At 73.6% G+C, this 12,266-nt stretch carries 12 protein-coding genes; 6 read left to right on the forward strand and 6 right to left on the reverse strand.

The genetic code is table 11. From position 1 onward, the window contains the following. The first annotated feature begins 55 nt into the window (after nucleotides 1–55). Nucleotides 56–640, forward strand: a complete 585-nt coding sequence (locus FXF52_RS13560; RefSeq protein WP_148797072.1) for a YbjN domain-containing protein — start codon at nucleotides 56–58, stop codon at nucleotides 638–640. Nucleotides 641–725: 85 nt separating this feature from the next. Here FXF52_RS13560 and FXF52_RS13570 read toward each other — a convergent pair whose 3' ends face one another. From FXF52_RS13570 to FXF52_RS13580, 3 genes are all read right to left on the reverse strand, one after another. Next, entirely contained in the window at nucleotides 726–1,115 is a 390-nt protein-coding gene (locus tag FXF52_RS13570) for a globin (RefSeq protein WP_148797226.1), read from the reverse strand. Nucleotides 1,116–1,256: 141 nt separating this feature from the next. Next, nucleotides 1,257–2,621: an MFS transporter gene (locus tag FXF52_RS13575; protein ID WP_148797075.1), complete on the reverse strand. Its 1,365-nt coding sequence runs from the start codon at nucleotides 2,619–2,621 to the stop codon at nucleotides 1,257–1,259. A 249-nt stretch (nucleotides 2,622–2,870) separates the two neighbouring features. Next, the gene (locus tag FXF52_RS13580; protein WP_148797229.1) at nucleotides 2,871–3,911 is read right to left on the reverse strand and encodes a mechanosensitive ion channel family protein; all 1,041 of its coding nucleotides are present in this window, start codon (nucleotides 3,909–3,911) and stop codon (nucleotides 2,871–2,873) included. A 297-nt stretch (nucleotides 3,912–4,208) separates the two neighbouring features. Here FXF52_RS13580 and FXF52_RS13585 point away from each other — a divergent pair, with 297 nt between their 5' ends. Next, nucleotides 4,209–4,748 carry an HNH endonuclease gene (locus FXF52_RS13585; RefSeq protein ID WP_148797078.1) on the forward strand — a complete coding sequence of 180 codons (540 nt, stop codon included), beginning with the start codon at nucleotides 4,209–4,211 and terminating at the stop codon, nucleotides 4,746–4,748. 21 nt (nucleotides 4,749–4,769) lie between these two features. On the opposite strand, the gene FXF52_RS43010 is transcribed toward FXF52_RS13585, so the two are convergent. The 3 genes from FXF52_RS43010 to FXF52_RS13600 form a co-directional block, all read right to left on the reverse strand. Further along, entirely contained in the window at nucleotides 4,770–5,543 is a 774-nt protein-coding gene (locus FXF52_RS43010) for a class F sortase (RefSeq protein WP_255471923.1), read from the reverse strand. 453 nt (nucleotides 5,544–5,996) lie between these two features. Continuing rightward, a complete protein-coding gene (locus FXF52_RS13595) occupies nucleotides 5,997–6,506 on the reverse strand; it encodes a hypothetical protein (protein ID WP_148797084.1) in 510 nt (169 codons plus the stop codon). A 91-nt stretch (nucleotides 6,507–6,597) separates the two neighbouring features. Then, complete coding sequence (locus FXF52_RS13600; RefSeq protein WP_148797087.1) at nucleotides 6,598–7,068, reverse strand: Lrp/AsnC family transcriptional regulator; 471 nt, start codon at nucleotides 7,066–7,068, stop codon at nucleotides 6,598–6,600. A gap of 140 nt (nucleotides 7,069–7,208) precedes the next feature. On the opposite strand from FXF52_RS13600, the gene FXF52_RS13605 reads away from it, so the two are divergent. Genes FXF52_RS13605 through FXF52_RS13620 form a run of 4 tightly spaced genes read left to right on the forward strand, consistent with a single transcriptional unit; the run spans nucleotide 7,209 to nucleotide 12,212 of the window. Further along, nucleotides 7,209–8,093: a tryptophan 2,3-dioxygenase gene (locus tag FXF52_RS13605; protein ID WP_148797090.1), complete on the forward strand. Its 885-nt coding sequence runs from the start codon at nucleotides 7,209–7,211 to the stop codon at nucleotides 8,091–8,093. A gap of 14 nt (nucleotides 8,094–8,107) precedes the next feature. Further along, complete coding sequence (gene kynU, locus FXF52_RS13610) at nucleotides 8,108–9,382, forward strand: kynureninase (protein ID WP_148797093.1); 1,275 nt, start codon at nucleotides 8,108–8,110, stop codon at nucleotides 9,380–9,382. Then, nucleotides 9,379–10,710, forward strand: a complete 1,332-nt coding sequence (locus FXF52_RS13615) for an NAD(P)/FAD-dependent oxidoreductase (protein WP_148797095.1) — start codon at nucleotides 9,379–9,381, stop codon at nucleotides 10,708–10,710. Before kynU ends, FXF52_RS13615 begins: the two co-directional genes overlap by 4 nt. Nucleotides 10,711–10,730: 20 nt before the next feature. Further along, nucleotides 10,731–12,212: a 2-hydroxymuconic semialdehyde dehydrogenase gene (locus tag FXF52_RS13620; RefSeq protein ID WP_148797231.1), complete on the forward strand. Its 1,482-nt coding sequence runs from the start codon at nucleotides 10,731–10,733 to the stop codon at nucleotides 12,210–12,212. Nucleotides 12,213–12,266: the final 54 nt, after the last annotated feature.

The raw sequence follows: 12,266 nt of genomic DNA on the forward strand, positions 1-12,266 counted from the left end.
CGGATCCAACGCACCGTAGGCGGCTGGATCCGCTGGGGAGTGAGGTGCGCGAGCGATGCCGTGGTGGTCATGGCGCCCAGGTGCCGCCGGTGGCGGCGACCCGGAAACTCGAAGCGGGATCACAGTGGAGGACACCGTCCGGGTCGGACCACCGACCCCCCGCCAGCCGGGGGACGACACGCCGGCCGCCGAGCGGCCCGTGATCGCGGACATGCCGGCAACCGTCGCCCCGGTCACCCTTCGCCGAGTCTGCGACGCACTCGACCTGCTCGACGTGCGCTACCTGGCCGACGGTGGGGGCAACCTGCTGGCCATGTGGGAGCGGCACGCGGTGCTGGTCACGCTGGAGGGCCCGGACGACGAGATCCTGGTGATGCGGGCCCGTCCACACGCGACGGTGCCGCCGGACTGGGCCGACCGCGCCTACCGCGTGGTCAACGAGTGGAACCACACTCGACGGTTCTGCAAGGCGTACATCGGCGACCCGACCGAGCGCGGTCAGCTGCCGATCTACGCGGAGCTCCAGGTCCCGCTCGGCGCCGGCACCCACGACGCGCTGCTGGTCGAGATGCTCGACTGCGGGTCGGCGGTGGCCACCAGCTTCGTGGACTGGCTGCACGACGAGGGTGCCCTGCTCTGATCGCGCCGGCCCGGGCCCCGGGCCCGGGCCGCGCGGTCGGCCGCCATCTGCCATTCGGCCTGGCCCTCGGCGGCGCCCTCGGGCGTCAGGCCCCGGCGGCCGGGTCCTCCATGACGTTGACCATGAAGTACGCCGCCCGCTCCAGGTAGTCCCAGAGTGCGCCGGCAATCTCCGGTGGCAGGTCGACCCGGTCCACGGCCCGCCGCATGTGGCGCAGCCAGGCGTCCCGCTCCGCCGCCCCGATCCGGAACGGCGCGTGCCGCATCCGCAGCCGCGGGTGGCCGCGCTGCTCCGAGTAGCTGTGCGGGCCGCCCCAGTACTGCATGAGGAACAGGGTCAGCCGGTCGGCCGCCGGGCCGAGGTCCTCCTCCGGGTACATCGGCCGCAGCAGCGGGTCGTTGGCCACACCCGCGTAGAACTCGTCCACCAGCTTGCGGAAGGTGGGTTCGCCGCCGACCGCCTCGAAGAGGGTCATCGACTCGCCTGGGGAATTCACCCTTCCATCCTGCCAGGTGCCGGCGGCGCACCGGCGCCGCCCACCGGCCGGCGGGAGTCAGCTCACCCCCACCGCCTGCCCGCGCCGGCCCCGCTCGGCGATTACCCGGCGGGAGTCAGCTCACCCCACCGCGTGCCGGCGCCGGCCCCGCTCGCCGATCACGCCCGGCATGGCCGGGGTGTGCGGGTTCCGGCCGGTGGCGGCGACCGAATCGGCCTCGGCCGCCGCCACGGTCGCGGCCACCGTCTCCGGGCGCGGCCAGGTGAGCACCGCCAGGAGCATCAGGCCCACCCCGGCGGCGCTCCACACGCCCACCACCGCGGGGATGGCGAACCGCTCGGCGAGCGCTCCGGTGGCTAGCACCGCCCCGCCCTGGATGATCTGCGTCCCACTGGCCATCACCCCGAACGCCCGGGCCCGGTAGCCGTCGGGCAGGGCGCGGACGAAGAGGCTGTTGGCCACCGGCAGCAGCCCTCCCACCGCGAAACCGCAACCGGCGGCGAGGAGCGCCACCAGGAGCGGCGGCGGGTCGAGCAGGGCGGGGACGAGCGCCGCCGGGGCGAGGACCGCCAGCGGGCGGATCAGCGCCACCCGGCGGACCGGGGCGACGAGCCGACTGATCAGCAGCCCGCCGAGGATGTAGCCGACCGGGTTGGCCGCCATGATCACCGCCTGGGCGGTGCCGGCGTCCAACGCGCCGTCGGTGCGCTCGGCCGCCCACGCGGCGGCCAGCCCCTCCGGCACGATCGAGAAGACCACCGCGCTGAACACCACCACGGCGATGGCCCGCAGGACCGGCTGACCGAAGACGATGCGGAAGCCCTCACCGGTCTCCCGCAGCAGGTGGCTGCGGTGCGCGGCGGTCATCGCGGGCGGCCGGTCCCGGATGCCGAACCGGACCAGGGCGGCCGACAGGGCGAAGGTGGCCGCGTTGATCAGCAGGGCGGTGGTCGGGTTGATCGCGGCGATCGCCGCGCCCAGCAGGTAGCCGACCACCTGGGCGGCCTGGGCGGTGCTGGTGGTGACCGACAGACCGACCACCAGCCGGTCGCCGGGGAGGATCTGGGGCGTCAGCGCGGACCGGGCGGCCTGGCTCGGCGGGTTGGCCAGGGTGGCGACGAAGATCAGGACGAGGAGCGCCCAGGGGGGCATCCCCGGCACGGCAACCAGCGCCATCAACGCCATCCGGATGACGTCGCAGGTCACCATGACCTGCCGGTACCGATACCGTTCGGCGAGCGCGGAGAGCAGCGGGCCACCGATCAGCCAGGGCAGGTAGCTCGCCGCGAACGCCGCGGCGGAGAGCGCCACCGATTCGGTCTGCTGGTAGACCAGGACGGTGACCGCGGCCTTGGCGAGGTAGTCGCCGACCCAGGACAGCGTGCTGGCGGTGAAAAGGGCGCGGAACTCCGGCTGGCTGAACACGTCGCGGAAGGTGGCCGAGCCCTCCTGGGCGGGTCGCTCGTCGGACACCGTCGCCTCCATCGTCCCCGGCCCGACCACTCGTGATGGACCGCCCGGGAACCGTCGTCAGGTTTACGGATCAGCGAGGACACGAGCACGCTCCCAGCGGGAGCGTGTGCACCGGATTCTGCCCGATCGTCTGACAGCTGGCTAGGGTGAACGGATTGATCGTCGCATCTCCGACTGAACGAACGGACGATACCCGAGGGGCCGCTCGGCGCGCGACCCCCCGACAACGGCCCTCCCGCCGGGACCGGCTGGCGACCCGCCTCAGGTCGCCCCGCCGGTGCCCGTCTCCCCGGGAGTCGGCAGGTTGGTCGGCAGGCCCGGGTAGAGCCGGGCCGCCGCGATCCGGGCGGTGATGCCGGAGTTCTCCAGCGCCTCGGCCAGCCGGCGGCGCAGCTCGCGGCCGACCGCGAACTGCCCGTCGGCGGTCGTCTTGACCACCGTGCGGATCACCGCCCCGTCCACCGTCATCTGTTCGACGCCGAGCACGTCCGGCGCCTCGACGATCTGGGGCGCCAGATCCGGGTCCATCGCCACCGAGGCCGCCGCCGTACGCAGCACCGCGGTGGCCTCCTCGGTGCCGGCGAAGCCGATCGGCAGGTCCACCACCACCAGGGCCCAGCCCTGGCTCTTGTTGCCGACCCGGACGATCTCGCCGTTCCGGATGTACCAGAGCACGCCGCGGCCGTCCCGGACGGTGGTGACCCGCAGGCCCACCGCCTCCACCACGCCGGTCGCCTCGCCCAGGTCGACGGTGTCGCCGACGCCGTACTGGTCCTCGATCAGCATGAACAGGCCGGCGATCAGGTCCTTGACCAGGCTCTGCGCGCCGAAGCCGAGGGCGACGCCGGCGATGCCGGCGCTGGCCAGCAGCGGGGCCAGGTCGAAGCTGAACTCCTTCAGCACCATCAGCAGCGCGATGCCGAAGATGAACGCGGTGACCATGCTGCGCAGCACCGAGCCGATCGCCTCGGCACGCTGCCGCCGCCGCTCCGGGACGAACTCCTCCGGGTTCGCTGCGGCGCTGGGGATCCGCTCGCGCAGCGGCTTGAGCAGGGTGGGCACCGCGGTCTCGGTGGTCGTCCGGACCAGCCGGTTGATGGTCCGGTGGAGGGCCCAGCGGGCGGCGGCCGCCAGCAGCAGGATCAGGATGATCCGCAGCGGCTTCAGGACGATCCAGTAGCTGCCCTCGGCGAACCAGGTCGAGTTGGTCAAGTCCAACAACTGCTTGCACAAGGTGTCGCTCTTGCAGTCGGCGGATGGTGTCGGGCCAGGATCGGGTGCGGCGGCCAGGGCGCGGAGCATCAGGTCGGCGGTACTCACCCTGCTTTCGTACCGCAAGGCTCCTGGGCGTCCGCTGCTGACCCACCGCGACGCGGGCCAGGCCACTGGCCATCCGGAGGGAACCGCCCATCGTGGCACGCGCCACGAAAGGTTCATGAGGGTACCCCGGATTAGTACGTGCAATCCGGGGTCCGATCAGGGACGATGGGCGCAGCGGACGTCGGTGATTCCGGCCGGCGTCGGTGCGGCTCCCCGCTGCCTGCGGGGCACCCCCGGCGCGACAGCGGCAGGAGCGGCTGGACCGGGAGGGTGAGCACGATGCCTGACATACGACCCACGGCGGGCTCCGGTGCACTCGTTCTCAACGCCACCTACGAGCCGCTGTGTGTCGTGTCGGTGCGTCGCGCCGCGATCCTGGTGCTCTCCGCCAAGGCCGTCTGTGTCGCCGACGGCGACGGCATCCTGCACAGCGCCCGCAACGCGCTCCCGGTCCCCTCGGTGGTCCGGCTGACCCGCTACGTCCGGGTGCCCTACCGCACCCACGTCGGGCTCTCCCGCCGGGCCGTCTTCGCCCGGGACGGCTGGCGGTGCGCCTACTGCCGCGGTCCGGCCGAGACCATCGATCACGTCTTCCCGCGCAGCCGGGGCGGCCGGCACGCCTGGGAGAACGTGGTCGCCGCCTGCGCCCGGTGCAACCACACCAAAGGTGACAAGACCCCGGCTGAGCTGGGGTGGCGGCTGCACTCCCTGCCGGCGGCCCCGAAAGGGACGGCCTGGCGGGTGCTCGGCCACCGGGCGCCGGATCCGCGCTGGGCGGACTGGCTGGACCTGCGCGAGCCCGAGCCCGAGGCCGCCTGAGCCCGCCCGGTCCGGTGCGGCTCACGGGCCGCGCGAGTCGACCAGGGACGCGTAGACCACCAGGTTGTCGGCGTATCCGGTCGCGCCACCCACCCACCGGCCACCGCAGGTGATCAGGCGCAGGTTCGGCCGGCTGAAGTCGCCGAAGATCTCGTTCACCGGCAACCGCTCCTTGCCGTACCGCTGCACCGAGGTGACCTCGAAGACGGCCACCGAGCGGTCCTCCCGGGTCACCTCGACCCGGTCGCCGTCGTCCAGCTTCTTTAGGTCGTGGAAGACGGCCGGGCCGGTGGTGGTGTCGACGTGCCCGACGATCACCGCCGGGCCGTTCTGCCCCGGGGCCGGCCCCTGGTCGTACCAGCCGGCCTCGCCGGCCCGCTCCAGGGCCGGTACGGCGATGCTGCCGTCCTCGGCGATGCCGACCCGGTGCACCGGCGCGCGCAGACCGAGCTTGCTGATCGTGATGTCCGTCGGCGGGCTCGCCGCCAGCACCGGGAACTCCTTCGGCGGTGGCCGCAGCCCGGCGAAGAGCCGGTCCGGCAGCACGGTGACGCCGGTGACCCGTTCCACGCCGAGCATCGCGATGATCAGCACCATCAGCGTGCCGATGACCAGCACGGGGACGCCAGGGCCGCGCCGAGCCGCGTACCGCCAGCGGGTCGCGGCCCGGGTGGGCCGGACCGGCGCGGCACGGGTCCGCGGGTCGGCGGTGGCGACGCTAGCCGTGGCGGCCTGACCGGCGGCGTGGGTGAACCGACGGGTCGCCTGGGTCACCAGCCGCAGCGAGGTCCGCAGCCGGTTGCCGGCCGCCCCGGGCCGGGTCCGGCGGTGGTCCCGGTTCGCCCGCGGCCGGACGTTCCGCACGTGGCCCACGCCCCGGACCGGCCGGGTGCGGCCACCGATCCGCCGGGCGCGGCCGTCGCCCTGGATCCTGCCCTCCGGGCGGGTCGGCGTGCCGCCGCCGATCCGGGTGGTGCGGCCGTCGCCCTGGATGCGGGCGCTGCGGCGCCCGGTCCGGGCGGACGGGATGCGGCCGTCGCGACGGAGTCCGGTGCGGCCGTCGCCCTGGATCCGCGGCGTGCGCCCCCGGCCGTCGACCCAACCGTCAGGTCCGCCCGGCGCGGGTGCGCCCCGCACGGCGCCGGCGCCACCCCGGCCGTCGCCGCGGATCCGCGTGGTGCGGCCGTCGTCCCGGGTGTCCGGCTGCCGGCCGGCTCGGGTCCGTGGGCGGGCCATGGCCGCACCTCGTCAGAAGCGCGACCCGGGCCTGCGGCGGGCCCCCACGCCGGCCACCACCGCCACCGCGACCAGCCCGGCGACCAGCAGCAGCGAGCCCGCGCCCCGGCCGCCGGCCGTGCCGCCGCCGCCGGTGGCCGGGCCCTTGCTGGGCTGGGCCATGTTCAACACGGTGAGCACGGTCGAGGCCGTCTTCCCGTTGGAGCAGCGCAGATCGACCGGGAAGTCCCCGGCCTCCTTGTTGCCGGGGATGGTCACCGACCCGGTGAGGAAGCCGTTGTCCGGGCGGAGCATCACCCGTCCGAAGGCGTCCGAGTTCACCTCGGCCTGCCGGTTGTTCGCGTTGTCGCAACTCGCCCGGATGCTCACCCGGGTGCCCGCCTGCGCGGGGTTCGGCGTGACCTCGACGAAGACGTTCTCCCCGGCCCGGGCCGGGGAGGCGGTCATCAGGACGAACACCCCGACCAGGGCGAGCACGCCCAGTACGGCGGACAGGGCGCGGTGTGACACGAGCCCTCGCATGGTTCCCCCCTCCCGGTGCGGCGCACCGGAATCCTGCTGACGGGCAGTGCCGGCTGCTTTCCCGCTGGCTCGGGGGCAAACCCGGGGCGGATCAGCGGCGGCGCCCGGGCGGGGGCGAACCGGCCGGTCGGAGCGGGGTGACCGGGTGCCAGTCCAACGGGGTGGAGAGCACCATCGTGCTGGACGGCTGGCCGTACGGGGCGAGCCGGTCGATGAGCCGCTCGAACTCGTCGATCGAGCCCGCCGCGACCTTGAGCATGCTGCACGCGTCCCCGGTGATCCGGTGGATCTCCATGATCTCCGGCCAGCCCGCCACCTCGGGGTCGTTGAGGATGCAACGGGACCCGTAGCAGGACATCCGGATCATCGCGACCACCGTACGGCCGGCCCGGGTCAGGTCCACGTGCGCGTGGTAGCCGCTGATCACGCCGGACTCCTCCAGCCGACGGACCCGCTCGGCGACGGCCGGCGGCGACAGGTGCACCCGGCGGGAGAGCTCGCTGAACGAGAGCCGGGCGTCGGCCTGGAGCTCGCGCAGCAGGGCCCAGTCCATGTCGTCCACTGCGTGACCTTTCTTTCGTGAACCCCGGAGCCGTGCGGCCTTCAACACGACAGGTCGAACCACCGTACCGCCGTTGAACAGGCATTCCATCCGCGGATCCGGTAGCGGGATCATGTCGTCTACCCCGCGTACCGAGGGAGATGACGGTGGAACAGACGACGGCGGTTCGTCCGGCCACCCCGCAGCAGCGGGCGGCCCGGGCGGCGCGCAACGGCGGCGAACCGACGCTGGAGTTCGCCGACCGGGTGCCCTACGACGCCTACGTGCGGGCGAGCACGCTGCACCAGTTGCAGCAGCCGCTCAGCGACGATCCGGGCGAGATGTCCTTCCTGATGGTCAGCCAGATCATGGAGCTGTACTTCGGGCTGACCTGCCACGAGCTGCGGCACACCCAGCGGGAGCTGCGGGCGAACCGGATCTGGGAGGCGCTGCCCCCGCTGCGCCGCGCCGCCCTGCACCTGGAGGGGCTGAACGCCGCCTGGCAGGGGTTGCGCTGGATGACCCCGGCCGACTTCAACCGCTTCCGCGACCGGCTCGGCGAGGGCTCCGGCTTCCAGTCCGCCATGTACCGGCAGCTGGAGTTCCTGCTCGGCCTGCGCGACCCGGCGCTGATCCGCCCGTTCCGCCGGCAGACCGAGGTGTACGCGGAGCTGACCGCCGCCCTCGCCGCGCCGAGCCTCTGGGACGACGTGGTCGCCCTGCTCGCCCGGCGCGGCTTCGACCTCCCCGGCGAACTGCTCGACCGGGACGTGGCGACCGAGCACGAGGCGCACCCGGCGGTCGAGGCGGCCTGGGTGCGCATCTACGCCGACGGCGGCCCGGACAACCACCTGCGCCTGCTGGGCGAGGCGCTCACCGAGGTGGCCGAGCGGTTCGCCGACTGGCGCTGGCACCACGTCAAGGCGGTGCAGCGGACCATGGGCGCCAAGGTCGGCAGCGGCGGCTCGGCCGGGCTGGCCTGGCTGCAGCGCAGCATGGCCCGGGTGGTCTTCCCGGAGCTGTGGTCGGCCCGGACCGCGATGTGACCGGAGAACGAGACATGCACACCGAAGAAGAAGCCCGCGACCGCGACGCCGCCGACCCGGGGCACCGGCACCTGTTCCACGTGCCCCCCGCCGAGGGTGGGCGGTACCCCGAGGTGGCGTACCTGGCCGGCAACTCGCTGGGCCTGCAACCCCGGGCCACCCGGGACGAACTCCTCGCCGACCTGGACGCCTGGCGGCGGCTGGGCGTGGAGGGGCACCTGGAGGCGGAGCGGCCCTGGCTGCCGTACCACGAACTGCTCACCGCCCCGGCCGCGCGACTGGTCGGCGCGCTCCCCGCGGAGACCGTGGTGATGAACTCCCTCACGGTCAACCTGCACCTGCTGATGGTGAGCTTCTACCGGCCGGCGGGGGAGCGGACCCGGATCGTCATCGAGGACAGCGCCTTCCCCTCGGACAGCTACGCGGTGCGCAGCCAGGCCCGGTTCCACGGCCTGGACCCGGACGCCGCCGTGGTCCGGCTGGCGCCGCGCCCCGGCGAGGACACCCTGCGTACCCAGGACGTCCTGGACTTCCTCGCCGCCGAGGGGCACACCGTCGCGCTGCTGCTGCTCGGCGGCGTCAACTACCTGACCGGCGAGCTGATGGACATCCCGGCGATCACCGCCGCGGGCCGGGCCGCCGGCGCCGTGGTCGGCTGGGACCTGGCGCACGCGGTCGGCAACGTGCCGCTGGCGCTGCACGACTGGGACGTCGACTTCGCCGCCTGGTGCTCGTACAAGTACCTCAACTCGGGGCCGGGCGCGCTGGCCGGCGTCTTCGTCCACGAGCGACACCTGGGCGACCCCGGCCTGCCCCGGTTCGAGGGCTGGTGGAGCACCGAGGCCGCCACCCGGTTCGAGATGACCCCGGTCTCCCGGCCACCGGCCACCGTCGAGGCGTGGCAGATCTCCAACCCGCCGATCTTCGCGATGGGGCCGGTGCGTACCTCGCTGGAACTCTTCGACTCGGTCGGCCTGCCGGCGCTGCGGGAGCGCAGCCTTCGGCTCACCGGCTACCTGGAGCGGCTATTGGACGAGGTGACCCTCGACCGGCCGCTGACCGTGGTCACCCCGCGCGACCCGGCCCGTCGGGGCTGCCAGCTCTCCGTGCGGATCGGGGTGGGCAGCGCCAACGAGCTGACCAAGCGGCTGCGGCACGAGCATGGCGTGATCGCCGACGCGCGGGAGCCGGACATCGTCCGGTTCGCGCCGGTGCCGCTCTACTCGACGTACCACGACTGCTGGCGGGTCGCCGACGCGCTGGCCGCGACGGTGGAGAAGGAGTCATGAGCGAGCGCGACGAGATCGCCGTGGTCGGGGCCGGGCTGGCCGGCTGTCTGCTGGCCTGCTACCTGGCCCGGCGCGGCTATCCGGTGGCCCTCTATGAGCGGCGACCGGACCCGCGTAGCGGGCGGGTGGAGCGGGGTCGCTCGATCAACCTGGCGCTCTCCGAGCGCGGCCTGGACGCACTGCGCCGGATCGGGCTGGAGCAGCAGGTGATGGCGGACGCGCTGCCGATGCGCGGCCGGATGATCCATCCGGTCGAGGGGGAGCCGCAGTTCCAGTCGTACAGCGGCTCCGGTGACCGGGCGATCAACTCGATCAGCCGGGGCGCGCTGAACAACGCCCTGCTCAACGCCGCCGCCGCGTTGCCGGGCGTGCGGATCGCCTTCGACCACCGGCTGGTCGGCCTGGACCCGACCACCGGTGAGATGACCTTCGAGACCCCGCAGGGCAAGGTCACCGCCGCCGCGTCGGTCGTTCTCGGCACCGACGGGGCCGGCTCCGCCGTGCGTGGGCAGCTCCTCGGGTACGGCGCGCTGACCGAGAGCCTGGACTTCCTCGACTACGGCTACAAGGAACTGACCATCCCGCCGATCGGCGGCGAGTTCGCCCTGGACCCGGGCGCGCTGCACATCTGGCCGCGCGGCACCTCGATGATGATCGCGCTGCCCAACCCGGACCGCTCCTTCACCTGCACGCTGTTCTGGCCCACCCACGGCACGGCGAGCTTCGCGTCGCTGGGCAGCCCGGCCGCCATCGAGCGGTACTTCCGCACCCACTACCCGGACCTGGTCCCGCTCGCCCCCAACCTGGTGGACGACTACCAGCACAACCCGATCGGCGTGCTCGGCACGGTCCGCTGCACCCCGTGGCAGGTGGCCGGGAAGGTAGGCCTGCTCGGCGACGCGGCGCACGCCATCGTGCCGTTCTACGGCCAGGGCGCGAACTGCGCGTTCGAGGACGTGGTCGAGCTGGACCGCTGCCTCGACGAGTGCGCCGACGAGTGGGCGGCGGCGCTGCCGCTGTTCCAGCAGCGCCGGCAGGCCAACGTCGAGGCGATCGCCCGGATGGCGCTGGCCAACTTCGTGGAGATGCGGGACAAGGTCGCCTCGCCGGTGTTCCAGACCCGCAAGCGGATCGAGCACGCCCTGGAGCGGGCGCTGCCCGGCCGGTACGTGTCGCAGTACGAGCTGGTCTCCTTCTCCACCACCCCGTACGCCGAGGTGCGCCGCCGGGTGCGCCGGCAGTACCAGGTGCTCGGAGCGGTCGCGGCCGGCGCGGTGGCGGCGCTGGCCGGTGCGGCGATGGTGCTCGGCAGAGGGAGGCGGCGATGACGCTCTGGGATCCCCGGCTGATGGCCGGGCAGGCGCCGGACGGGCCGGGTCTGCTGCGAAACTTCGTCGGCGGCGAGTTCGTCGCCGACGGGCGGCGGTTCACCAAGCACAGCCCGGTGACCGGCGAGCCGGTCTTCGAGGTGGTCGAGGCCTCCTCGTCCGTCGTGGACGATGCCGTGCGCGCGGCCCGCGCGGCGCTGCACGGGCCGTGGGGCCGGCTGGGGGAGCGGGAGCGCGCCGAGGTGCTCCGCCGGGTCGCCGACGAGCTGGAACGCCGCTTCGACGACCTGGTCGCCGCCGAGGTGGCCGACACCGGCAAGGCCATCTCCCAGGCCCGTACGCTGGACATCCCGCGCGGCGCGGCCAACTTCCGGGCGTTCGCGGAGATCGTGGCGACGGCGCCGACCGAGTCGTTCACCACGGTCACCCCGACCGGGGGCCGGGCGCTGAACTACGCGGTCCGCAAGCCGGTCGGCGTGGTCGCGGTGATCGTGCCGTGGAACCTGCCGCTGCTCCTGCTCACCTGGAAGGTCGCCCCGGCGCTGGCCTGCGGCAACGCCGTGGTGGTCAAGCCCAGCGAGGAGACCCCGGCCTCGGCCACCCTGCTCGCCGAGGTGATGGCGGCGGCGGGCGTACCGGAGGGCGTGTTCAACCTGGTGCACGGCTTCGGCCCGGACTCGGCCGGGGAGTTCCTCACCCGGCATCCGGGCGTGGACGCGATCACCTTCACCGGGGAGTCCGCCACCGGCAGCGCCATCATGCGGGCCGCCGCGGACGGGGTTAAGGCGGTCAGCTTCGAACTGGGTGGCAAGAACGCCGGCCTGGTCTTCGCCGACGCCGACCTGGACGCCGCGGTCGCCGGGTCGGTCCGGTCCAGCTTCACCAACGGCGGCCAGGTGTGCCTCTGCACGGAGCGGATCTACGTGCAGCGGCCGGTCTTCGAGGAGTTCACCGCGCGGCTCGCCAAGCGCGCCGACGAACTGGCGTACGGCTGGCCGGCCGACGAGGCGACGGCGAACATGCCGCTCATCTCGCACACCCACCGGGACAAGGTGCTCGGCCACTACGACCTGGCCCGGGCGGAGGGCGCCGAGGTACGCGCCGGGGGCGGGGTGCCGCGCTTCGGCGACGCCCGCGACGGCGGCGCGTACGTGCAGCCGACCGTGCTGACCGGGCTCGGGCCGGACGCCCGCACCAACCGGGAGGAGATCTTCGGCCCGGTGGTCCACGTCGCCCCGTTCGACACCGAGGAGGAGGCGTACGCCCTGGCCAACGGCACCGACTACGGCCTGGCCGCGACGGTCTGGACCCGCGACGTGGGCCGGGCGCACCGGGCCGGGTCGCGGCTGGACGCCGGCATCGTCTGGGTCAACACCTGGTTCCTGCGTGACCTGCGCACCCCGTTCGGCGGGGTGAAGGCGTCCGGCATCGGCCGGGAGGGGGGCGTGCACTCCCTCGACTTCTACTCCGAGCTCACCAACGTCTGCGTGGACCTCACATGAGCGAGCGAGGCGGCGCCGGGAGCGGCACGAAGGGCAGAATGTCCGGACGTCGTC

The sequence above is a fragment of the Micromonospora sp. MP36 genome, from assembly GCF_008119785.1.
Lineage (GTDB): Bacteria > Actinomycetota > Actinomycetes > Mycobacteriales > Micromonosporaceae > Micromonospora.